At 69.2% G+C, this 22,738-nt stretch carries 15 protein-coding genes and 1 pseudogene; 6 read left to right on the top strand and 10 right to left on the bottom strand.

Translation table 11 applies throughout. The features are described from left to right. Window positions 1–2: 2 nt before the first annotated feature. Entirely contained in the window at window positions 3–2,204 is a 2,202-nt protein-coding gene (locus tag AC1U89_RS00360; protein ID WP_479897896.1) for a protein-disulfide reductase DsbD family protein, read from the bottom strand. Between the two features lie 116 nt (window positions 2,205–2,320). Here AC1U89_RS00360 and AC1U89_RS00365 point away from each other — a divergent pair, with 116 nt between their 5' ends. After that, a complete protein-coding gene (locus AC1U89_RS00365) occupies window positions 2,321–2,713 on the top strand; it encodes an acyl dehydratase (protein WP_479897658.1) in 393 nt (130 codons plus the stop codon). A gap of 110 nt (window positions 2,714–2,823) precedes the next feature. Here the strand turns inward: AC1U89_RS00365 and AC1U89_RS00370 are convergent, their stop codons facing one another. Both AC1U89_RS00370 and AC1U89_RS00375 read right to left on the bottom strand, forming a co-directional pair. After that, window positions 2,824–3,618, bottom strand: coding sequence for a SapC family protein (locus tag AC1U89_RS00370; RefSeq protein WP_479897659.1), 795 nt, complete (start codon window positions 3,616–3,618; stop codon window positions 2,824–2,826). 194 nt (window positions 3,619–3,812) lie between these two features. Further along, window positions 3,813–5,876, bottom strand: a complete 2,064-nt coding sequence (locus AC1U89_RS00375; protein ID WP_479897660.1) for a TonB-dependent receptor — start codon at window positions 5,874–5,876, stop codon at window positions 3,813–3,815. A gap of 149 nt (window positions 5,877–6,025) precedes the next feature. Here AC1U89_RS00375 and AC1U89_RS00380 point away from each other — a divergent pair, with 149 nt between their 5' ends. Beyond that, complete coding sequence (locus AC1U89_RS00380; RefSeq protein WP_479897661.1) at window positions 6,026–6,847, top strand: acid phosphatase; 822 nt, start codon at window positions 6,026–6,028, stop codon at window positions 6,845–6,847. Window positions 6,848–6,976: 129 nt separating this feature from the next. Here AC1U89_RS00380 and AC1U89_RS00385 read toward each other — a convergent pair whose 3' ends face one another. From AC1U89_RS00385 to AC1U89_RS00400, 4 genes are all read right to left on the bottom strand, one after another. Next, entirely contained in the window at window positions 6,977–7,516 is a 540-nt protein-coding gene (locus AC1U89_RS00385; RefSeq protein WP_479897662.1) for a GNAT family N-acetyltransferase, read from the bottom strand. Next, a complete protein-coding gene (gene aguB, locus AC1U89_RS00390) occupies window positions 7,513–8,391 on the bottom strand; it encodes an N-carbamoylputrescine amidase (RefSeq protein ID WP_479897663.1) in 879 nt (292 codons plus the stop codon). Before aguB ends, AC1U89_RS00385 begins: the two co-directional genes overlap by 4 nt. Before the next feature lie 5 nt (window positions 8,392–8,396). Next, a complete protein-coding gene (locus AC1U89_RS00395) occupies window positions 8,397–9,398 on the bottom strand; it encodes an agmatine deiminase family protein (RefSeq protein WP_479897664.1) in 1,002 nt (333 codons plus the stop codon). A 157-nt stretch (window positions 9,399–9,555) separates the two neighbouring features. After that, window positions 9,556–12,039, bottom strand: a complete 2,484-nt coding sequence (locus AC1U89_RS00400) for a TonB-dependent receptor (protein WP_479897665.1) — start codon at window positions 12,037–12,039, stop codon at window positions 9,556–9,558. Window positions 12,040–12,231: 192 nt separating this feature from the next. On the opposite strand from AC1U89_RS00400, the gene AC1U89_RS00405 reads away from it, so the two are divergent. After that, a complete protein-coding gene (locus AC1U89_RS00405; RefSeq protein ID WP_479897666.1) occupies window positions 12,232–13,824 on the top strand; it encodes an ArnT family glycosyltransferase in 1,593 nt (530 codons plus the stop codon). Between the two features lie 44 nt (window positions 13,825–13,868). On the opposite strand, the gene AC1U89_RS00410 is transcribed toward AC1U89_RS00405, so the two are convergent. Next, on the bottom strand, window positions 13,869–14,510 hold the full coding sequence (locus AC1U89_RS00410) for a 3-oxoacid CoA-transferase subunit B (RefSeq protein ID WP_479897667.1): 642 nt from the start codon (window positions 14,508–14,510) through the stop codon (window positions 13,869–13,871). Further along, the gene (locus tag AC1U89_RS00415; RefSeq protein WP_479897668.1) at window positions 14,510–15,220 is read right to left on the bottom strand and encodes a CoA transferase subunit A; all 711 of its coding nucleotides are present in this window, start codon (window positions 15,218–15,220) and stop codon (window positions 14,510–14,512) included. The genes AC1U89_RS00410 and AC1U89_RS00415 overlap by 1 nt, the downstream gene beginning before the upstream one ends. Before the next feature lie 96 nt (window positions 15,221–15,316). Here AC1U89_RS00415 and kefF point away from each other — a divergent pair, with 96 nt between their 5' ends. From kefF to AC1U89_RS00430, 3 genes and pseudogenes are all read left to right on the top strand, one after another. Then, the gene (gene kefF / locus AC1U89_RS00420; protein ID WP_479897669.1) at window positions 15,317–15,928 is read left to right on the top strand and encodes a glutathione-regulated potassium-efflux system oxidoreductase KefF; all 612 of its coding nucleotides are present in this window, start codon (window positions 15,317–15,319) and stop codon (window positions 15,926–15,928) included. A 3-nt stretch (window positions 15,929–15,931) separates the two neighbouring features. Next, window positions 15,932–17,851 carry a monovalent cation:proton antiporter-2 (CPA2) family protein gene (locus AC1U89_RS00425; RefSeq protein WP_479897670.1) on the top strand — a complete coding sequence of 640 codons (1,920 nt, stop codon included), beginning with the start codon at window positions 15,932–15,934 and terminating at the stop codon, window positions 17,849–17,851. A gap of 53 nt (window positions 17,852–17,904) precedes the next feature. Beyond that, a pseudogene (locus AC1U89_RS00430) lies at window positions 17,905–18,099 on the top strand (DUF6894 family protein); the annotation flags it as partial. Between the two features lie 54 nt (window positions 18,100–18,153). On the opposite strand, the gene AC1U89_RS00435 reads toward AC1U89_RS00430, so the two are convergent. Continuing rightward, window positions 18,154–21,903, bottom strand: a complete 3,750-nt coding sequence (locus AC1U89_RS00435) for an Ig-like domain-containing protein (RefSeq protein ID WP_479897671.1) — start codon at window positions 21,901–21,903, stop codon at window positions 18,154–18,156. Between the last annotated feature and the right edge of the window lie 835 nt (window positions 21,904–22,738).

Here is a 22,738-nt window from a genome sequence, read left to right on the forward strand (position 1 = left end):
CCCTACCCCTTGGCCGCCTTCTCGATGGCCTCGATCACCAGCCCCTCGGTCAGCAGCTGCGGCAGCACCGCCGGCTCGCCGCTTCCCTTCGGATAGACCAGGTACAGCGGCACGCCCGCGCGGCCGTGCTCGGCCAGGGCGGCGGCGATGACGGCGTCGCGCTTGGTCCAGTCGGCGCGCAGCAGCACGGCGTCGTTGGCCTTGAAGGCGTCGACCAGGCGCTGCCCCTTCAGGGCGGTCCCTTCGTTGACCTTGCAGGTCACGCACCAGTCGGCGGTGAAGTCGACCATCACCACCTTGCCCTGCGCCTGCAGCGCCTTGACCTTCTCCGGGCTCCAGGCCTCGGCGGCCAGGCCGGGGCCGGCGGGGGCCTCGGCGCTCGTGGCGGCGGCGGGCGCCGGCGTGGCGGGGACGGCCCGGACGCCGACCACGACCAGGGCGACGGCGGCGGCGACCGACAGGACCGCCAGTCCGAACGGAACGGCCGCGCCCTTACCGACGATCTGGCGGGCCTGGCCCAGGCCGTAGAGCCAGGCGGCGAAGGCGACCAGCACGCTGGCGGCCAGCAGGGCGGCCAGGGGGATCGAGCCGGTCTGCTGGCTGTAGACCCAGGCCAGCCAGGCGGCCGTGGCGTACATCGGGAAGGCCAGGCCCTTCTTCAGCACGTCCATCCACGGACCCGGACGCGGCAGGCGGCCCAGCAGCCCGGGCACGAAGGCCAGGATCACGAATGGCGCGGCGAAGCCCAAGGCCAGGCCCAGGAACACCGCCAGCGACAGCAGCGGCGGCTGGGTCAGGGCGTAGCCCAGGGCCCCGGCCATGAACGGCGCGGTGCACGGGGCGGCGACCAGCACCGCCAGGGCGCCCGTCAGGAACGAGCCGGCCATGCCGTCGCCGCTGGCGCCCCCACCCGCGCCCGAAGCCGCGTTCTGCACCGAGGCGCCGACCTCGAACACGCCCGACATGTTCAGCGCCACCAGCAGCATCAGCAGGGCCAGGGCCGCCACCACGGCCGGCGACTGCAGCTGGAAGCCCCAGCCCACGGCCGCCCCGCCGGCCCGCACGGCGATCAGCAGGCCGGCCAGGGCCAGGAAGGTGACGACCACCCCGACCAGGAAGGCCAGGCCCTGCACGCGGGTCCGGCCGGCGTCGTGGGCGTGGGCGTGGGCGGTCAGGCTGGCGGCCTTCATCGACAGGATCGGGAAGACGCAGGGCATCAGGTTCAGGATCAGGCCGCCCAGGAAGGCGAAGGCCACGGCCAGGGGCAGGCCCAGGCTGGCGCCCTCCGCCGAACCCGACGCCTTGGCCGGGGCGGCCGCCGGCGCGCCCAGGCCGCCGGCCTCGGCGGGGATCGTCCCCGGCGTGGCGGTGATCTCGTAGGCGACGCCGTTCAGGGCCAGCACGCCGGACAGCTCGGTCGGCTTCTGCTCGACCTGGGAGAAGTCGTAGCCGGGGGTCAGGGACAGGGTCAGGCCCTCGGGCCCGCGCTCGATCGCCTGCTCGGGCGGATGCTCGATGGCCTTGCCGGAATAGGGATAGAAGAACGCGCCCGAGACGTCGGCGCCCTTCAGCGGCGCGCCGGTCACGGCCAGTTTCAGCACCGAGCCCTGCAGCTGGAACACCGCCTTCAGCCCGGCCGGCTTGGGGGCCTTGGCCAGGGTCTGGGCGACCTTGGCGCCCCACTTCGGATCGGCCGAAGGCATGCCGGCGACGACCGGCAGGGTCAGGGTGACGACGGCGTCCTCGGGCACGCAGACCTGCTCGCAGACCAGGAAGGCGGCGGCGGCCTTCAGCGTGACCACCGAGCCGACCTGGGCGTTGGCCGGCACGCTGATCGGCACCGGCAGCAGCACCTCGCCGGTATAGGCGAAGTCCAGCAGCGGCCCGACGCGGCTCTTCTCCGGCGTCGGCCAGACGATGTCGCCGGCGGTCCAGCCGGCCGGCAGGGTCCAGACGATGCGGGTCGCGTCGCCGGCGTCGCCGGGATTGCGCCAATAGGTGTGCCAGCCCGGCTGGATCTTCTGGCTGAGGGCCACATAGACCGTCGAGCCCGGCGCGGCGCCGCTCTCCTGCGAGACCAGCTCGACCTCGATGTGCCCGGTCTGGACCGGATCGGCCTTCGCCTCCCCGGAGAGCATCGGAACGCCCAGCAGCAGGGCGACCATCAGCGCCGGGACGACGGCGAACAGCTTGCGAAGCGACATGAACGGGTTCCAGGCCAGGTCGAGAGCACGACACATGACCTCTCCGAGCGCTCTCGACAATGGCCAAGCCGCCGTGATCAGGTCGTAGACCCGTGTTCGCGAGAGAGTCGCCGCCCATGCCCGCTTCGTTCGACGACATCGAGATCGGCCAGGTGGTCGCCCTGGGGACCACGGTCGTGGACGGCAAGGCGCTGGAGAGCTTCTGCGCGGCGTTCCAGCCCGGCTGGCCGGCGGCCAGCGGCGCGCCCGACACCATGGTCTTCGCCATCTGGTCCAAGCTGGACAGCGAGGCCAGCGCCGTCTGGCCCCAGACCAAGCGGGTGGGCGTCGACGCCCTGCGCTGGCTGCGCAACCCGCCGGCCGGCGAGCTGCTGCGCGGCCGCATGACGGTGATGGGCAAGGACCCGGTCGGCGACGGCAAGGGCATCGTCATCGCCCAGCACGACCTGCTGGACGAGGCCGGCCGGCTGGTCTTCTCGTGCCTGACCCGGAGCATCTTCGCGCGGTAGGCGGCGACCGAAGCCGGGGGCAGACGCATGCGCCTGTCCCCGACCGCGCAAAGAAAAAGGCGGCGGGCCCTTTCGACCCGCCGCCTCTTCAACGCCGTGAAGCGTCGATCCTAGTTCAGCGCGCCGTTGGCGGCCGATTGCTGCTGGCGCAGGGTGGCCATGGCGATCAGGCGGTCCCAACCGATCAGCGACACCAGGTGGGCGTAGATCTGGGCCAGGGCGCCGCTGGTCTGCAGTTCCTTGACCTTGTCGGCCGGCAGGGCGTTCAGCTTCTCTTCCGAGACGCCGTAGTACTCGGCCACGGTCTGGGGCTCGCCGGCCTGGCCGTTGGCGTCCACCGGGGTGAAGACGGCCTTCTTCAGTTCGAAGAGGTCGTTGTCCTTCAGCAGCTGCACGAACGAGTCGGTGCGGCGGCGCTCGACTTCGAAGTCGTCGCAGAACTTGATGCAGTTCTGGGTGTATTCGGTGGGCTCGCCCTTGTCGTCGAACAGCGGGGTCTGGCCGCCTTCGGCCAGCAGGTCCGAACCGCGATCGATGCAGACGATCATGCGCTCCTGGGCGTCGTCATTGGCCAGGACGAACGGGTAGCGGCGGATATAGGCCGGGATGTAGCAGCCCGGCTCGAAGCCGCCGTCGGCCGCGATGAACAGGTTCTCGCCGGTGTTGAGGCCCATGACGGCCAGCGGGACGCGGTCCTCGCCGGCGAAGATCACCGGATACGAGAGGGCGGCCGGGGCGAACTCGGTGACGGCCAGCGGCACGGCGGTGCCGTTCAGGGCGAAGCTGTAGGGCTTGTCCTTGTGGACCAGGCCGAGCTTGGCGTGCTGCTCGCGGTTCAGCGGCTCCGGCGAGGAGTAGAACAGAACGTTGCCGGAGATGCCGCCGGCGGGTTGGGTCGTTTCCATGAACAGCTCGACAAAAAGCTAATGAACGGACGCCTATTGCGTTTAGACGCCCTTAGAAGGGTCCGGCGCTTCTAGCCGATCCGGAGGGGCCTCGCAATCGACCCCTCCGCCTTACGGTTAAGTTGGACCGCCGTTTCGCTCAGTACGCGAAGGAAGTCCGGTAAACGCTGTCATTAGCCGAGGTGCCGAACCCCCTAGAACTTCCAGGCCACGCCCGCCCGCACCGAGCGGCCCGGCGACGGGGCGATGTCCTTGAGGAATGAGACGTGCTCGCGAATCTCCTCGTTGGTCAGGTTGCGGCCGTCGATGAACAGCCGCAGCGGGGAACCCTCGATCGGCTTGAACGTGGCCTTCAGATTGACCACCGTGTAGCCGTCGGTGGGCAGTTCGAAGGTCGCCACGCGGTCCTGTTCGGCCACCCGGCGCACCTCCAGGGTGGTCTCGACGCGCGGCGCGGTCCAGACCACCGAGCCGCCCAGCGACCACGGCGGGATGCGGGCCGGGACGCCGGCATCGGTGTCGCCGTGCACCCAGTCGAAGGTGGTCTCCAGGCGGATCGACTGGCTGACCCCGCGCCAGGCCTCGTAGCTGGCCTCCAGCTCGGCCCCGTGGAAGTCGGCCTTGGTCTGGAAGTACTGGTAGACGGGCAGGTCGTCCTCGACCGCGCCGGTCGGGGCCTCCTCGATGAAGTTGTCGTACTTGGCGGCCCACAGGTGGCCCTCGGCGCGCAGGCGGTCGCTTTTCCAGCGCACCGTGGCCTCCAGCGAGGTGACGGTCTCGGAGTCCAGGCTGTCGTCGCCGACCTCGAAGCCGCCGGTGCCCGGGTGCGGGCCGTTGGCGAACAGCTCGAACTCGGTCGGGGCCCGGCCGTTGCGCGACAGGGTCAGGGCGGTGAACAGGGCGTCGGTCGGCTTGTAGAACACGCCCAGCGAGGCCGAGACGTTGTCGAAGTCGCGCGTCTCGGTCGGGGTCTGCAGCTCGCGGGTGTCGAAACGCAGGCCGGCGTCGACGCCCCAGACGCCGCGGTCCAACCGCTGCAGGGTGAAGATCCCGTATTCCTTGATATCGGTGGAGGGCACGAAGGCCTCGTCGCCGATCGCCTCGAAGTGGCGGTCCAGGGCCTGGAAGCCGATGGCGCCCTGGTGGCCGTCATGCTCGCGATGCACCAGCTCCACCCGGCCTTCCGTGCCGTGCGACAGGAAGCGGGTGCCCACCGCGCCGTCCTCGACGCTGACCTCGGCGTGTTCGTAGTCGGCGTAGCCCAGCGAGACGCGGACCTTCTCGAACCACGGGTTGTCCAGGTCCTGCTCGCCGCGCACGTCGTAGCGGGTCTGCTGCAGGTGGATCGAGACCGGGCCCTCGGCGTTCGGGTCGATCGGGGCCAGGATCTGCTCGTAGGGCACGCCGTAGGTGGTGTCGGTCTTCTTGACCGAAGCCCCGATGAAGCCCCGGTCGTGGACCCAGGAGACGCCGGCGCCGTAGGCGTCGACCTCGACGTCGGTGTTCTTGACCACGTGGTCGGGATCGACCGTCAGGCCGTCGCGGGCCGCCAGGCGGTCGGAGACGGCGGCGGTGGGGATCGAATAGTCGTCGGTGCGGCGGCTGGAGAAGTCGGCCGCGAACACGATCGGGCCCTTCCCGGCCTTGACCGCGCCGCTGTAGGCGTAGCCGTCGTCGACCGACGAGGCCGAGGCCGACAGCCGGCCTTCGGGGCCGTTGGCCGCCGGGCTGGACGGCACGCGGTCGTCGATCATGTTGACCACCCCGCCGATGCCCGAGCCGCCATAGGCCAGGGTGGAGGGACCGCGCAGCACCTCGATGCGCGAGGCCTCGCCCGGGTCGCTGGCCACGGCGTGGTCGGGCGACAGGGCGCTGGCGTCCACCTGGCCGACGCCGTTCTGCAGCACCATCACCCGGGGGCCCGACAGGCCGCGGATCACCGGGCGCGAGGCGCCGGGGCCGTAGAAGGTGGACCGCAGGCCCGGCAGGCCGTTCAGCATGTCGCCGATGCCGGCCGGCGGGGCCACGTCCAGCTGGTCGCGGGTCACGACGTTGACGCTGCTGGTCACGGTGTCCAGCGACACGGCGTAGGGGGCGGCGGTGACCACGACCTTGTCGACGGCGTCGGGGGCGTCCGGGGCGGCGGCCGCGTCGGTCGGCGCCGGGGTTTCGGCGGCTTGCGCCGAAACGGGGACGAGGGGCGCGACGAGGGCGAACGCCAGGAGGCTCGCGGCGGAAAGCAGTACGCGACGGGGCATGGGAAATCCTGAACCTTGGCCGGGGGAGCGGCGCGGTCGAAGTGTTATGAAATAACATTACGAGTCGTCAAGCCGGTTCTCGCCAAAACCCGGCTTGACGCGGCGTCTCGTCGCCGTTCTGTGGGCGGATGACCGATCGGAGGCCGTCGATGACCCGAAACGCGCTGTTCGCCGCCGCCCTTTCGGGCGCCCTACTGATGGGCTGCTCGCCGGTCCAGGACCTGTTCTCCAAGGCCGCCGCCCCGGGGGCCGCGCCCTATGCGGTCAGCCCCAGCACGGCCAGCTGGACCAAGCCGCCGCCCGGTTACCTGACGACCGGCATGAACCTGGACGGCGCGACCATCGTCGGCCCGCCCCCGGCTCCGGACTCGCCGCGCGGCAAGGCCGACCGGGCCACCTTCAAGGCCACGCGCAAGCTGGCCGGCACGCCGGCCTGGGACAAGGCGATCGCCGACGCCGACCTGTCGGGCGCGCACGGCTTCAAGAGCTTTTCCTGCGCGGCGGGCGTCAATATCGGACCCGAGGCGACGCCGGTCCTGGCCAATATGCTGCTGCGGATGACCGACGACGCCGCCACCCTGTACCAGCCGGCCAAGGCCGTCTTCCAGCGCAAGCGGCCGCCGGTGGGCAACAAGAAGCCGATCTGCGTGCCGCGCGAGAAATGGATCGAGACCGACGGCTCCTATCCGTCAGGGCACAGCCTGATCGGCTGGTCCTGGGCCCTGGTCATCTCGGAAGTCGCCCCCGACCACGCCAGCGCCGTCCTGGCGCGGGGCCGCGAGTTCGGCGACAGCCGCATCGTCTGCGGCGTGCACTACCAGAGCGACATCGAGGCGGGCCGCTACCTGGGCTCGGCCATGGTGTCGCGCCTGCACCGGGACCCGGCGTTCATGGCCGACCTGGAGAAGGCGCGGGCGGAGGTTGCGGCGTCTCGGGTCGCGGGACCTCCGACCGGATGCCCTGCCGCCTAGCACTTGCCCCCTACGGATCGCTTCGCGATCGTCTTCCCCCACAAGGGGGAAGAGGGCCGGCGCGCGCATCCTCCGCCCCCTATGGGGCGGACAGACCGCGAAGCGGTCAGGTGGGGGCAAGTGGGTGAGCTACGGATACGCCCTGGGCCGCCCCACGAACACCACGTGCGGCCGCAGCGGATCGCCCTCCGCCACGCCCGGATGCTCGAAGTCCCGGGCCGGGTCGTAGGTCATGCCCAGTCGCCGCATCACCGCCTGGGAGGCCAGGTTGGTGCGGGCGGTGAAGGCGATGATCTCGTCGATGCTGAGGTCGAAGCCGTAGTCGAGGGCCGCGCGGGCCGCCTCGGTGGCGTAGCCCTGGCCCCAGGCGTCGGGGGCGAAGCGCCAGCCGATCTCGACCTGGCCGGCCAGCCGCKGGTTCTCCTCGGGAACGTGCCAGATGCCGGTCAGGCCGATCACCCGCCGGTCGTCCCGGCGCTCGACCACGTAGAAGCCGAAGCCGTGTTCGGCGAAGTGGGCCTGGACGCGATCGACGAAGTGGTCGCTCTCGGCTCGCGAGCGCACGCCGCCCAGCCAGGCACCGACCGCCGGATCGGCGTTGATCGCCGCGATCGCCTCGCGGTCGGCGTCGACCGGCGCGCGCAGGACGAGCCGATCCGTCCCGATCACGCCGGCCGGCCGCTGGCCAGGGCGCCGTAGAACTCCGGCCGCCGGTCGCGGAAGAAGCCCCAGGCCGCGCGGTGGGTCTGCAGGAAGTCCAGGTCGAAGGTGGCGTTCACCAGGCCCTCGTCGCTGCGGCCCAGCTCGCTGATCAGGTCGCCGCGATGGTCGGCGATGAAGGACGAGCCGTAGAAGGTCTGGCCGCCGTTCGGATAGCCGTCCCACGGCTCGAAGCCGATGCGGTTGGCGCCGACCACCGGGATCACGTTGCTGACCGCGTGGCCCTGCATGGCGCGCCGCCACGGCAGGGCGGTGTCCAGGCTGGGGTCATGCGGCTCGCTGCCGATGGCGGTGGGATAGAACAGGGCCTCGGCGCCCATCAGGGCCATGGCGCGGGCGGCCTCGGGGTACCACTGGTCCCAGCAGATGCCGACGCCCAGGCGGCCGAAGCGCGTGTCCCAGACCTTGAAGCCCGTGTCGCCCGGCCGGAAGTAGTACTTCTCCATGTAGCCGGGGCCGTCGGGGATGTGGCTCTTGCGGTAGAGGCCCAGCAGGCTGCCGTCGGCGTCCGCCATGACCAGGCTGTTGAAGTAGTGCGGGCCCTCGCGCTCGAAGATCGAGATCGGGATCACCACGCCCAGCTCGCCGGCCAGGGGCGCGATGGCCTTGACCACCGGGTGCTCGCGCCACGGATGGGCCTCGGCGAACCAGCGCTCCTCCTGGGCCACGCAGAAGTACGGCCCCTGGAACAGCTCGGACGGCAGGATCACCTGGGCGCCCTTGCCGGCGGCCTCGCGGATGAAGTGCTCGGTCTTCTTGATGTTGGCGGCCAGGTCCATGCCGTACGAGGTCTGGATGGCGGCGACGCTGAGCGTGCGGGTCATTCGGACTACTCCGGTTCTTGCTGGCTGATGCAGTGGAACGAGCCGCCGCCGGTCAGGATGGCGGTGGAGGGCAGGCCGATCACCTCGCGCTCGGGGAACAGGCCGCTGATCACCTCGACGGCGAAGGCGCCCGACTCCTCGGCGTAGATCGGCACGATCACCGCCTCGTTGGCGATCAGGAAGTTCATGTGCGAGGCCGGGATGATCTCGCCGTCCTCGTCGAGGATCCGGCCCGGCGACGGGATGCGGATCACCTGCAGGGGCGAGCCGCGGCTGTCGGTCATGCCGGCCAGGGCGCGGGCGGTCTCGGAATAGACCTCGGCGTTGGGGTCGTCGACGCCGAAGGCCATCGGGCAGGCCACCACGCCCGGCGCGACGAAGCGGGCCAGGTTGTCGACGTGGCCGTCGGTGTGGTCGTTCAGCAGGCCGTCGCCCAGCCACAGCACCTTCTTGGCGCCCAGGGCGGCGGTCAGGGCGGCCGTGGCCTTGGCCTCGTCCCAGTCGCCGTTGCGGTTGGCGTTCAGCAGGCACTGGCGGGTGGTGAGGATCGTGCCCGTGCCGTCATGGTCCAGGGCGCCGCCCTCCAGCACGAAGGCGTTGCGGGCCAGGGGCGCGCCGCTGGCGGCGGCGATCTGTTCGGCGACGATGTCGTCGCCCTCCAACTGGTACTTGCCGCCCCAGCCGTTGAACTTGAAGCCGGCCGCGACGGCGCCCTTGGCGGTCTCGGTGAAGATCGGGCCGGTGTCGCRCAGCCAGATGTCGCCGAACTGGCCGCGGACGATCTCGACGGTCGTGTCGCCGAGAAGCGCGCGGGCGGCGGCCTCGGCCTCGTCGCCGACCACCATCAGGCGCACGCGCTCGCCGCCCGGACCGGCCAGGGCGCGGGCCAGGGCGGCCACTTCAGCTTGCGCCTGCTCGAGGTCTTCCTGCCAGAGCTCGGCGTGGCTGGGGAAACCCACCCACATGGCGCGGTGCGGAGCCCACTCGGCGGGGACGGTCGTGGTCATGAACAGAACCTGGATCGAAACGGGAGGCGCAAATGGGCCGGGACGGCCCCGGGGTCAAGCCGCCCTTCTAGCAAACTGGTGCGACAAAAGAAAAAGGGCGGTCCGTTTCCGGACCGCCCTTCCGTCTTTGACCGAGTGGTCAGCCTCTGGAGGCTGATTAGAACTCGGTGCGCAGGGTGAACTGAACCGTACGCGGCGAGCCGATGTAGTAGGTCGGCGCGCTGGCCGACGAACCCGGAAGGGCCACGGCGTTGGTGCGCGAGCTGATCGAGCCGAAGTAGGTCTCGTTGAACAGGTTGTTCACGTTCAGCTGGGCGTAGGTCTTCTTGGCGAACGGCAGGTCGTACGACAGCGACATGTCCCACACGGTGTAGTGCGGCGCCACTTCGTCGTTCACGTCGGTCGAGTAGCGGTTACCGGTGTACTTGCCCTGGACGCCCAGGTGCAGGGCTTCGGTGATGTCCCAGTCGACGCGGCCGCCGAAGGTGTACTTCGGGGTCTCGACGACCTGCTTGCCCGACAGCGGCAGGGTGTTGCCGGCGGCGTTGACCACCAGGTCGTCCTGGATCTCGCTGTTGTTGTACGAGAACGAGCCAGTGACCGTCAGGTATTCCGCCACGGCCCAGGCCGCTTGCGTGTCGACGCCCCAGGCCTTCACGTCACCGACGTTGCGGTCGATGCTGATGTTCAGGTCCGGATCGAAGGCTTGCACGATGCGGTTCTTGTAGTCGGTCTTCCACAGCGCGGCGGTGGCCATGACGGTCGGCGCCGAGAAGCGGTAGCCCAGGTCGTAGGTCTTGGTCGTTTCCGGACGGGTGTCGGCCGGGGTGCCGACGCCGTTTTCCAGCGTGGCGGTGTAGAGGTTGTCGGTACGCGGCGAGGAGAAGCCCTCGGCGTAGCTGACATAGACGGTGTGACCGCCGCCGATGTCATAGGTCGCGCCGGCGTTCGGCAGGACCTTGTCGTACTTCACGGTGGCCGACCACGGCTTGATGTAGCGCAGGTTGGCGGCGGTGCCGGTGGCGAACTGCACGGTGCCGTCGGTGTTGGTGACGACGGGCGCCTGGGTGGTGCAGCTGACGGTGAAGCCCGAGATCACGGTCGTCAGGTTCGTGGCGTTCTGCGTGTAGCAGTACTGGTTCAGCTCGCGCTTGAAGAAGGGCGCGCGCAGGCCGAGGTTCACGATCAGGCGGCTGTCCATGAACTTGCCGCGGTATTCGGCGGCGACCTGGTTCAGCTGGGCGATCGAGAAGCGGTCGCGAGCGCGCAGGAAGCTGCCGTCCGAGGTGTAGATCTTGGCGCCGTGGCCATCCTTGCCGCCGAACACGTTGGTCGTGTTGCCCTGGGCGTCGAGCGAGGTGTACTCGCCGGTCTGACGGTGGCGGCCGTAGTCGCCGGTGTAGGCGATGCGGATGCGGTTGTCGTCGTTGAAGTCCCAGATCAGCGAGCTGGTGACCGTGTAGCGGCGGGTGTTGGTGACGCTGGGCGCGAAGAACGCGACGGTGTCGAGCGTGTCGCCGTCGCCGTTCAGGTCCTTGGCGGCGCCGTTCGAACCGCGGACGCGGCCGTCGGTTTCAGCCACGGTGGCCAGCTGCGAGCCGCCGTCGGCCAGGGTGTACTGGAACGACGGGTCGATCGTCAGGCGCAGGTTGTCGGTCAGGTGGAACAGGGCCGAGCCGCGGACGCTGCCGGTGTTCGACGGGTTGACCTGACGGCCGTAGTAGTCCGAGCAGTTGCCGGGGATGGCCGGGGCGGTCTCGGTGATGGTGCGGGTCGCCGCGCTGATCACGCGGTTGGTGCAGGTGGCGGTGTAGTCGAGGTTCTTGCCGAAGGCGTTGAACTCGGCCAGCGTCAGCTGACGGATGTTGTTGTTGCGGTTCTCATTGTAGTTCACCGCGAGGCTGACGAAGTCGCCGCGATCGCCGATGTCCTGCATGATGCGGGCGTTGACTTGCTTCTTCTCGAGCGAGCCCGGGCCCTTCCACTTGTCGTACTTCTGGTACGAGCCGGCCACGAAGGCGCGGGTGCCCCAGGGGCCGATGTCGCCGGTGTTCAGCATCAGGAAGCCGCGGCGATAGTCGTCACCGCCGATCGAGGCGTCGGCGATGCCGCCGAACTCGTGGGCCGGCTTGCGGGTGACGTAGTTGATGGTGCCGCCGGTGGCCGAAGCGGTCGGGCTGTCGACGTCGGTCGTGCCCAGGTTGACGCTGGCGCGGTCGATCAGCTCGGCGTCCAGCTGCTGGTTCGGATAGACGGCGTAGTTGCCGGTGTCGTTCAGCGGCACGCCGTCGAAGGTGACCGAGACGCGGGCGCCGTCGAAGCCGCGCAGACGCAGGTTGCCGCCCGACGAACCGTAGGGGTCGTTGTTGGTGAAGCTGACGCCCGGCAGCAGGTTCAGCGACTGGAACACGTTCTGGCCGGTGGACTGGGTCGCGAGGAACGCGTTGTCGACCGAGGCGCGCGACTTCGGCAGCGTCTCGACGATCTGGCCGGCGACGGCGCGCTGGCCGGCGGCGGTCACGACCACGCTGTCGACTTCGTTGGCTTGCGAGCCGGTCGACTGGGCGAAGGCGGCGGTGGCGCTGAGCAGGCAACCGACCAAAGCGGTCGACGCCAGACAGGCGAGCTTTTTCGTCATCATCTTGATCTATCCCCTCGTTCAAGTCGCAGCGGGGTGCATGAAGCCCGCCGGACCACTCATTAAGAGGCTCTTTAGCGACGTATTTAGAAGGTTTGGTGACGGAAAGGCCACGATCGCGGATAAACACGCTTCGGGGGCCCCGCTTGCGGAAGATTTAGTCAGCGTCCTCTTACTTATGCGGGAGAAATCGGCGTGGCCCTTGATGAAACAGCGCGGGCGACTCGAGCGCGAATCGAAAGGCTGACCCTGATCTTGATCGGGGTCCTGACGATTCTGAGGGTCGTGGCGCTGTTCGTGACACCCCTGGAGTTGTACCCGGACGAAGCCCAGTACTGGCTGTGGTCGCGCCACCTCGATTTCGGCTATTTCTCCAAGCCTCCGGTCATCGCCTGGCTGATCTGGGCGACCACGGCGATCGGCGGCGACGCCGAGGCCTGGCTGCGCATCGGTTCGCCTCTGCTGAACGCCGCCACGGCCCTGATCGTCGCCCGCATCGCCACGCGGCTGTACGGCGACGAACGGGGCGGGACCTGGGTCGGCGCGGCGGCCGCGGCGATCTTCCTCCTGATGCCGGGGGTCCAGCTGTCGTCGGTGCTGATCACCACCGACACGCCGCTGCTGTTCTTCCTGGCCTTGATGATCTGGGCCTGCGTCAGCTTGCCGCACGCCTCGCCGCGCGTCCGCATCTGGGTCGCCGCCGGCATGGGCGCGGCGCTGGGCATGGCGTTCCTGAGCAAGTACGCGGCGATCTACGCCCTGGCCAGCCTGGCCGTGCACCTGTTCCTGTCGCGCGAGGCCCGACGCGCCTGGACCCCGGCCATGGCGATCGCCTTCTTCGCGGCCCTGCTCGTGGTCTTCGCCCCGAACATGATCTGGAACTACCGGCACCACTTCTCGACGCTGGAGCACACCGCGGCCAACGCCAACTGGAAGTCGGGCAAGCTGTTCAACCCGATGGAGCTGATCCAGTTCATCGGCTCGCAGTTCGGGGTGTTCGGACCCGTGCCGTTCGCCGTGCTGGGCGGCGGCGCCCTGCTGCTGGCGGTCCGCAAGCGGCTGGCCCCGGCCGACATCACGCTGCTGTGCTTCGCCCTGCCGCCGCTGGCGACCGTGGCGGCCCAGGCCTTCGTCTCGCGCGCCAACGCCAACTGGGCGGCCGCGGCCTATGTCGCCGGCTCGGTGCTGGTCGCCGCCTGGCTGCTGCGCTGGGACGCCCGCCGCTGGCTGATCGGCGGCCTGGTCCTGCAGGGCGTGCTGGCCGCCCTGTTCCTGACCTGGGTGATCGCTCCGCGCACGGCCGACGCCATGGGCATGGGCAACGCCTTCAAGCGGGCCCGCGGCTGGGACCAGACGGTGCAGGCGATCATCGAACGATCGCGCGAGGAGCAGGCCCTGCACGGCGGCCTGACCGCCGTCGCCCTGGACGACCGCTTCCTCTACAACGTCGCCGCCTATTACGGCCGCGACTATTTCGGCACGCCGGCCGCGCCGCCGTTGAAGATGTGGGTGCACGAGATCGCCGCCCGCAACCAGGCCGAGGCCGAGGCGCCGCTGGACGCGGCCCTGGGCCGCCGGGTACTGGTCGCCAGCCTGGAAGGCACCTATCGCGGCAAGATCCAGCAGGACTTCGCGGCGACCTCCGACCTGCAGATCGTCCGCGTGCGCCTGGACCGGAAGCGCTCGCGCCGCACCGACCTGTTCATCGCCCAGGGCTTCCAGCCCGTGCCGCGCGACCCGGTCACGGGCGTGCCGCCGGATACGCCGTGGAAGGATCCGGGGAAGTAAGTGATTTCTCCCTCCCCCCAAGGGGGAGGGACAGAGCCTTAGTCCTAAAGGCCGACCTCGAACGCCGCCTCGGTCTTGGCCTTCACCTCGTCGACCGTCACGTCCGGCGCCAGCTCGATCAGCCGGACCGGCGTCTTGCCGCGGTTGATCTCGAAGACGCCCAGTTCGGTGATCAGCAGGTCGACCACGCCGGCCCCGGTCAGGGGCAGCGAGCAGCGGTGCAGCAGCTTGGGGGCGCCGGACTTCTCGCAGTGGTCCATGACCACCACCACGCGCTTGACGCCGGCCACCAGGTCCATCGCCCCGCCCATGCCCTTGACCATCTTGCCGGGCACCATCCAGTTGGCCAGGTCGCCGTTCTCCGACACCTGCATGCCGCCCAGGATCGACAGGGCGATGTGGCCGCCGCGGATCATGGCGAAGCTGTCGGCCGACGAGAAGTACGAGCTGCTCTCCAGCTCGGTGATCGTCTGCTTGCCGGCGTTGATCAGGTCGGCGTCCTCCTCGCCCTCGTAGGGGAAGGGGCCCATGCCCAGCATGCCGTTCTCGCTCTGCAGCGTCACGGACATGCCCTGCGGGATGTAGTTGGCCACTAGGGTCGGGATGCCGATGCCCAGGTTCACATAGAAGCCGTCCCGCAGCTCCTTGGCCGCCCGTTCGGCCATCTGGTCGCGCGTCCAGGCCATCACGCATTCTCCTTCGGACGGGTCGTGACGCGCTCGATGCGCTTCTCGAACTTGGCGCCCTTGATCAGGCGGTCGACATAGATGCCGGGCGTGTGGACGCCGTCCTTGTCCAGGGCGCCGATCTCGACGATCTCCTCGACCTCGACGACGGTGGCCTTGCCGGCCGTGGCCATCATCGGATTGAAGTTCCGCGCCGTCTTCCGATAGATCAGGTTGCCCTCGGCGTCGGCCTTCCAGGCCTTGACGATGGCGAGGTCGGCGACGAGGCCGCGCTCCATCACGTACATCTCGCCATCGAACTCGCGGGTCTCCTTGCCCTCCGCCACCAGGGTGCCGTAGCCGGTGCGCGTGAAGAAGGCGGGGATGCCCGCCCCGCCGGCGCGGATGCGCTCGGCCAGGGTGCCCTGCGGATTGAACTCCAGTTCCAGTTCGCCGCTGAGGTAGAGCTGTTCGAACAGCTTGTTCTCACCCACATAGGACGAGACCATCTTCTTGATCTGGCGGTTCTCCAGCAGGATCCCCAGGCCGAAGCCGTCGACGCCGCAATTGTTGGAGATGACCGTGAGGTCCTTCGTCCCCGCCTCGCGGATCGCCGCGATCAGGTTCTCGGGAATGCCGCAAAGGCCGAAGCCCCCGGCCATGATGGTCATGCCATCGAATAAAAGACCCGCCAGCGCTTCGGCGGCTGTGGACTTGACCTTGTCGACCATGGTTCCTCCCGGAGCGACGTTCGCCGATTGCTCTGGACCGGCGGGCGGAGAAATTCAACTCTTGATGAATAAAATTTCGATGCGTGGAGTAGCGGCGTGACGGATCAGGCTAACCCTGGGGAAGCTATCATCGGGGGCGTGACGCCCGCCACCTCGGGCGTGCTCTTGACCCTGGCGCATCCGGCGCTTGAACGGTCTCGCGCCAACCGCGCCCTGGCCAAGGCGGCCAAGGGTCTGGACGGGGTCACCTTCCATGACCTGTACGAGACCTATCCGGACTTCGCGATCGACATCGAGGCCGAGCAGGAGAAGCTGTTGAACCACGACGTGATCGCCGTGCAGTTCCCGCTCTACTGGTACTCGACGCCGGCCCTCCTGAAGGAGTGGTTCGACCTGGTCTGGCTGCACGGCTTCGCCTACGGCCTCGAGGGCAACGCCCTGGCCGGCAAGCGCCTGTTCGCCGCCTGCACCACCGGCGGGGCGGCCAAGGCCTATCACGCCCACGGCTACAACCGCTTCACCCTGGACGAATACCTGCGCCCCCTGGAGCAGACCGCCTATCTGTGCGGCATGGTCTGGGAGACGCCCTTCGTGGTGCACGGCGCGGCGGTCAAGGACGACGAGGAGCTGAAGGCCGAGGCCCAACGCTACCGCGCCCGCATCGCCTCGCTGCTGACCGTCCCCGCCGACATCGAACTGGGGGCCTGAGCCATGCCGTTCCTGCTGCAAGCCCTGGTCTATCTGGGCGCCGCCGTCATCTCCGTCCCGATCGCCAAGCGCCTGGGCCTGGGCTCGGTGCTGGGCTACCTGATCGCCGGGGTGGTGATCGGGCCGTTCGCCCTGTCGCTGGTGGGCGAGCAGACCGACGTGCGGACCTTCGCCGAGTTCGGCGTGGTGATCCTGCTGTTCCTGATCGGGCTGGAGGTCCAGCCCTCCACCCTGTGGGACATGCGCAAGGCGATCTTCGGCTTCGGCGGGGCCCAGGTGGTGGGCACCTCGATCGCCATCGCCGGCGTCTCGATGCTGCTGGGCCTGCCGTGGCAGACGGCCCTGGCCGTGGGGATGGTGCTGGCCATGTCGTCCACCGCCATCGTGCTGCAGACCCTGGACGAGAAGGGCCTGAGACAGGGCCCGGTCGGGCGCGCCGCCTTCGGCATCCTGCTGCTGCAGGACCTGGCGGTGATCCCGATGTTCGCCCTGCTGCCCACGTTGGCGACCATCGCCCCGCCGGTCCACGCCGAGGCGGCCGGGGGGCACGGCGCCGCCAGCCTGATCGCCCACCTGCCGCCGTGGGCCCAGGGCCTGTCGGTGCTGGTGGCCGTGGGCGCCGTGGTCGGCGGCGGCCGCTACCTGGTGCGGCCGATCTTCCGCTTCATCGCCGAGGCCCGCCTGCGCGAGATCTTCACCGCCGCGGCCCTGCTGATCGTGGTGGGCGTGGCCAGCATCATGCAGATGGTCGGCCTCTCCCCCGCTCTCGGCGCCTTCCTGGCCGGGGTCGTCCTGGCCGAGAGCGAGTTCCGCCGCGAACTGGAGACCGACATCGAGCCGTTCCGCGGCCTGCTGCTGGGCCTGTTCTTCATCACCGTCGGCGCGGGCATCGACCTGAAGCTGGTGGCCGGCCAGCCCCTGACCCTGATCGGCCTGGTGCTGGGCCTGATGGTGCTGAAGTTCGCGGTGATGTTCGGCCTGGCCCGGCTGTTCGGGGCCCCGGCCCGGGGCGCGGCCGCTGTCGCCACCGCCCTGGCCCAGGGCGGGGAGTTCGCCTTCGTGCTGCTGACCTTCACGGTCGGGGCCGGCGTGATCGGCGCGACCCTGGCGGCCCTGCTGACCGCCGCCGTCGCGGTCTCCATGGCCCTGACCCCGGTGGCGATGATCCTCTACGAGCGCATCGCCCAGATGTTCGACGCGGCGATCCCCAAGGTCGCGCCCGACACCGGGGCCTTCGACGACAGCGAGCCCGACATCATCATCGCCGGCTTCGGCCGCTTCGGTCAGATCACCGGTCGCCTGCTGACCGCCAACGGCTTCCGCTCGACGGTGCTGGACAGCGACATCGAGCAGATCGACCTGCTGCGCCGCTTCGGCCGCCGGGTGCACTACGGCGACGCCACGCGGATGGACCTGCTGCGCGCCGCCGGCATCGAGCGGGCCCGGATGCTGATCGTCGCCCTGGACGACCGCGAGAAGACCGTCGAGCTGGTCGAGACCGCCCGCAAGGCCTTCCCCGACCTGGTGATCCTGGCCCGGGCCTGGGACCGCCGCCACGCCTACGACCTGCTGGCCAACGGCGCCGACGCGGTGGAGCGCGAGACCTTCGAGGCCGCCCTGGCCCTGGGGACCACGGCCCTGCAGAAGCTGGGCTACCGCGCCCACCGAGCCCATCGCGCCGCCGGCATCTTCCGCCGCCACGACCGCAAGTCGTTCGAGGACCTGCGTCCCGTCTGGGGCCAGGAGGAGGCCTACATCCTGGCCTCGCGCGACGCGGCCCAGACCATGGACAAGCTGCTGACCGCCGACCTGGCGCGCCTGCGTCCCGGCGACGGCGCGGGGGCCTGGGACACCGCCAGCCTCGACGAGGAACTGAAGGAACGCGCCGAACGGGAGGCCGCCCGGCGCGAGGAGGCGAAATAGAGTCGGGAACCGGACTCTGTCGCAGGGCTTCCTCTTTCGGAGGAAGCCAAGCGATGCGGTATTATTTCCAGCTCAGCGACGGCCACGTCCTGACCGACGAGGAGGGCGAGGTCTTCGACGACCTCGACGCCGCCAAGGTGGAGGCCGCCCGGATCGCCGGCGAGTGGCTGCGCGACAACGCCGACGAGTTCGCCCAGGACGGCGCCCTGCTGGTCGAGGTGCTGGACGAACGCCGGGCCGTGCTGGCCACCGTCGCCGTCGAGGCCGACGCCCCGACGGGAACGATGCACTKACCTAGACCCCTACAGCAGCCAGTCGCCGACGACGTGGTGCTGCGGGTCGAGATAGCMGCCCTGGGTCAGGCCGGCGATCGTCCAGTTGTCGAGGATCACCGTGCCCATGCCCACGGCGGTGATCTGCACCGCGTCGACATGGTGGTCGCCGTTGGTGTCGATGTCCTTGAAGCTGGGCTTCAGCAGCTGATCGATCAGGCCGTTGAGCACGGTCTGGGCCCGCGACGGCCCGCCGAAGTCGAACAGATCGCCCAGCTGCTCGCGCAGCGGCGTGACGATGCGGTCCTGGCCCGGGTTGAAGTCGGTGATGTGGTCGGTCCCCGACAGCGCGCCGAACACGAAGTCGTCGGCGCCGGCCCCGCCGGTCAGGGTGTCGTTGCCGAGGCCCCCTTCCAGGGTGTCGCGGCCCGTGCCGCCGTCCAGGCGGTCATTGCCCGCCCCGCCGTACAGGTGGTCCGAGCCGCCGCCGCCGTTGATCACGTCGTTGAACAGCCCGCCGGTATAGCTCGTATCTTTTTCGCCGGTGTCGGTGAAGCTGTTGGCCTTCAGCAGGCTGCCCGACAGGGTGCGGTTGTCACCCGCCTCGCCCACCGTGATCGAGACGGTGATCGGGGCGGTGAAGCCGCCGTGACCGTCCGAGGCGGTGTACGAGAAGCTGTCGACCACGGAGTGGCCGGCGGCCAGCTGGTCGAAGCTGTCGGCGTCGGCCACGTAGCGCACCTGGCCGTTCTCGATGCTGATCGAGGCGCCCAGGGCCGACTTGGCGCCCGACAGGGCCGCGATGGCCAGGGCGTCCAGATCGACGTCGTGGTCGTTGGCCAGCACGTCGACCAGGATCGAGGCGTCCTCGGCGACGCTGGCCGCGTCGGCCGCGCCGACCGGCGCGTCGTTGACCGCGTCCACACCCAGCTGGACGGTCACCACGCCCGAGACGCCGCCGTAGGCGTCGTGGGCGGTGTAGGTGAAGGCGTCGGCCCCGTTGTAGTCGGCGTTGGCCGTGTAGACGAACGAGCCGTCGGCGTTCAGCACCAGCGTGCCGTAGGTCGGGCCCTGGCCCAGCACCGCCGTCAGGGCGTCGCCGTTCAGGTCGCTGTCGTTGGCCAGCACGCCGTGGGCGGCGTCCACCGTCAGGACCGTGTCTTCAGACACCGTGAACACGGCGTCCAGCGTCGCGACCGGCGCGGTGTTGATGAACAGCTGCGACAGGATCGCGTCGTGGTCGGTGGGCTGGTCGATCGCCGCCTGGCCGGTGTTGAGGTGGACGTTGTCGAACACCGCCCCGTCCTTCAGGCTCTGCGAGACCAGCAGGTTGTCGATCTGCTGGGCGTTGCCCTCGAAGATGTACGAGTAGCGCTCCTCGGGCGTCAGGGTGCGGGCCAGGTTGTACAGCGCGCCGCCGGCCTCCAGCAGGGTCAGGCTCTGCTCGTAATAATAGGCGTTGAAGTCGCCCATCACCGCGATGTGGGCGTCCGGATCGGCGGCCAGCAGGCCGGCGACATAGTCGTGAACGGCCGTGCTCTGGTCGGCGCGACGGTCGTCGCCGCTGTTGGCGGCCGGCTGGTTGGCGCCGAACAGCGGGTCGCTGCCGCCACGCGAATAGTTGTGCACGTCGATGGCGGTGATCGTCTCGCCGCGGAACACGAAGTCGGCGGCCAGCGGGTTGCGGCTGTTGTTGAACGCGTTGGCGGGGCCGGTGGTGTCGGTGACCAGCCGGGCCGAGCCCTCCACATAGGTCACGCGGTCAGCCAGATAGAGGAAGGCGTTGCGGATGTTGCCGTTGCTCTCGCCGCCGGTGGTGTTGTTGGCGGTCGGGGCAATCTCGATCCAGCTGTAGTGCGGACCGCCGGCCGCCTCGATGGCCGCCACCAGCTTGTTCAGGGTGTCGGCCCCGCTGTAGTTCGTGCCGTTGCCGGTCCCGTCGGCGTCCTGGATCTCCTCGACGCCCAGGATGTCGGGCGCGCCCAGGTTATGGGCGATGTCGGCCGCCAGGGCCGCGAACTTGGCGTCGGAGTCCTGCGGCGAGATGTTCTCGAGATTGTAGGCCCCGATGGTCAGGTGGCTGGCGTCGCCGGCCAGGGTGGTGACCTCCAGCGGCACGGCGCCGGCGCTGGAGGTGTTCTCCACCGACGTGGCGATCAGCTCGTACTTGCCGCCGAAATAGCTGACCACGCCGGTCACGTCGCCCAGCTGGTCGCCCAGCACATAGGCCGAGTTGAAGCCGGGGTTCACGCCGCTGTCGGCATAGACCAGGATCCGCTCGGGATTGTTGTCGCCGTCCGACAGGGTGACCCCGCCCCGGCTGTTCAGGCCCGTGGCGTCGGCGCCGTTGTCGGCGACCACCCAGGTCTGGCCCGTGATCGTGGCGTCGGTCGCCTGGGCGTTATGGACCGTCACGACCATGCCCTCGATCGACTCGTAGAAGTCGATCCCGTCGGTCGCCGGGTCGTAGGACGTCAGGTGGTCGTCGTCGATCACCGTGGTCGGGATGGCCCGCCCGCCGGCGCCCAGCACCGTGGCGGCGACGCTACCCGTGCCGATGACGCTGATGGTCGGGGCGGTGATCTCGGTGATCGTCAGGTTGGTGGCGACGCCGCCGTTATACTCGTCGACCACGCCCGTCACCTTGACCAGGTCGCCGACGTGCACGGTGGGGATGGCGTTGGTGAACACGAAGACGGCGTCCGAGGTGGCGTCGTTGCCGTCGCCGGTGACGTCCTGGATCCAGAAGCCGCGCGAGCCGGTGGTGTCGATGGCCGTCACCACGCCCTGGGTCGAGACGGTCTGGCCGTCATAGGCCGAGATGTGGCCCGCGCCCTGGATGTCGTAGATCGCCACCGGGGCGAAGTCGTCGTTGACGATCGCGCCCTGGCCCACGCCGTCGACGATGGCCGCCGCGCCGTTGGCCACCACCAGGTTGGAGAGGTTGACGCTGAAGGCCTCGTTCGGCTCGGGCGTGGCGTCGCCGTGGACGATCACCGAGATCGTCTGGCTGGCCGGGCCGCCGGCCGTGAACGTGAGCGTACCGTGGGTCTCGTTGTAGTCCGAACCCGCCTGGGCCGAGCCGTCGGCGGTGGCGAAGTCCACAGTGAAGGCGCCGGTGGTGTTGGTGCGGGTGACGGTGAAGGTCATCACCTGGTCGCCGCTGTCGCCCTCGGTCAGGGTCACGTCGCTGATCGAGACGTTGGCGCTGGGCACGCCGCCGTCGGTGACCGTGAAGCCGGTCTTGTAGGCCACCGGATTGCCGTCATCGAGCGACCAGTTGGCAGAATTGGCGATGGCCGACAGGATCTCGGCCTTGGCGCCGGTGGTCGTGCCCACATAGGCGCCGTTGTCCAGCGAGAAGGCCAGGGCCGTGCTGCCCGCCGCCAGGCCGGTCGGGATCGCCGAGGTGTTGGAGTTGCTKGCGTCGCCGGCATAGGTCGAATTGCCGTCGGCGAAGTCCAGGGCGAACAGCGGCGTCGCGCTGGCGGCCGAGCCCTGATAGGCGATGATCTGGTCGCCCGAGGTCGACGGATTGAACGAGCCGGTCAGGCCCGTGACCGTGATCACCGTGCCCGCCGCCGCGCCGCCGGCCGGGGCGGTGTAGGTGAAGGTCCCCTCGCCGCTCCGGAAACCGCCCGCCGCCAGCCAGCCGTTGTCGGTGAAGCTGATCACCGTGCCGGCGTCGATCGCCGTCAGCAGCACGAACGAAAACGACTTGCCGGCGGTGTCGGCGCTGTAGCCGATCAGGGCGAGATCGCCCACGGACAGGGTGGTCATGCGTTTCCTCCGAAGGGGGTCTTGTTCTGGCGGGTCGCTGGGCTGTGATCTGGATCTTGGATGGGCCGAGTGTTCTAGGCGCTTCCAGCACGGCCGCGATCTTGATCCAGCCTATGGACGCTCGATGACAGGACGATGTCGAAGTTTTCAGCATTCCGCAATCGAGACGTTGCAGTTCAGCTTCGAGAAATTTGGATTTCCGATCTGAATAAAGTCGTGGTTCGAATCATTATTTACCTGCTCCGCACACGTCTCGGAAATAGACTTCCGGATTTGACCTTGAAGGGGCGACGAGCCGGCCCGCGGATGTTTCGAATATCTTCGGTACGCCAACCTCGGGGACGACTGGCGGCGGCCCGCGCAATGCCTGGAGCGGGCCGCGAAGATTGCGGCGGGCGGCGCCCGATGTCCGGCGGGAAAGAAAATCTTACTTACTTGATCAGAAACCAAACGCCGGCGCGCGCTCCCGCCGCCGCCCGATTGCTAGGCGCCGCCTCAAACGCCCTCTCTCTTTGAGAGAGGGGTTTAGGGTGCGCATCCCCGCCTTATCGCGAACCAAGTCGCTGAAATCCCTGCGCTAAATCTTTATTCCCCGCAKGGTTTCCCGGCGGCCGCATAATGGCTTMACCTCGACGCGGGAAAGGGCGCATGGCCAGCGACCGATGCGGCGGCGGGGGCGATCGAGCGGGAAGCTCTGTCGGATCCGGTCCGCGTTCGGTAGGGGCCGGAACAACCTCACGGCTCTGGTGCCGGTCGGGCGTGGTCCACAGATACGACGTGACGTGAGGGTCGATCGAGCAGCAGGCGGGCTGTGACAGGCTCGCGGTCCGGGACC

This window comes from Caulobacter sp. 05T431, from assembly GCF_056665975.1.

Excerpts from the sequence above, each read along its gene's own strand:
- AC1U89_RS00360 (WP_479897896.1), bottom strand. The coding sequence starts at position 2,204 with ATGTCGCTTCGCAAGCTGTTCGCCGTCGTCCCGGCGCTGATGGTCGCC.
- AC1U89_RS00365 (WP_479897658.1), top strand. The coding sequence starts at position 2,321 with ATGCCCGCTTCGTTCGACGACATCGAGATCGGCCAGGTGGTCGCCCTG.
- AC1U89_RS00370 (WP_479897659.1), bottom strand. The coding sequence starts at position 3,618 with ATGGAAACGACCCAACCCGCCGGCGGCATCTCCGGCAACGTTCTGTTC.
- AC1U89_RS00375 (WP_479897660.1), bottom strand. The coding sequence starts at position 5,876 with ATGCCCCGTCGCGTACTGCTTTCCGCCGCGAGCCTCCTGGCGTTCGCC.
- AC1U89_RS00380 (WP_479897661.1), top strand. The coding sequence starts at position 6,026 with ATGACCCGAAACGCGCTGTTCGCCGCCGCCCTTTCGGGCGCCCTACTG.
- aguB (WP_479897663.1), bottom strand. The coding sequence starts at position 8,391 with ATGACCCGCACGCTCAGCGTCGCCGCCATCCAGACCTCGTACGGCATG.
- AC1U89_RS00400 (WP_479897665.1), bottom strand. The coding sequence starts at position 12,039 with ATGATGACGAAAAAGCTCGCCTGTCTGGCGTCGACCGCTTTGGTCGGT.
- AC1U89_RS00410 (WP_479897667.1), bottom strand. The coding sequence starts at position 14,510 with ATGGCCTGGACGCGCGACCAGATGGCCGAACGGGCGGCCAAGGAGCTG.
- AC1U89_RS00415 (WP_479897668.1), bottom strand. The coding sequence starts at position 15,220 with ATGGTCGACAAGGTCAAGTCCACAGCCGCCGAAGCGCTGGCGGGTCTT.
- AC1U89_RS00425 (WP_479897670.1), top strand. The coding sequence starts at position 15,932 with ATGCCGTTCCTGCTGCAAGCCCTGGTCTATCTGGGCGCCGCCGTCATC.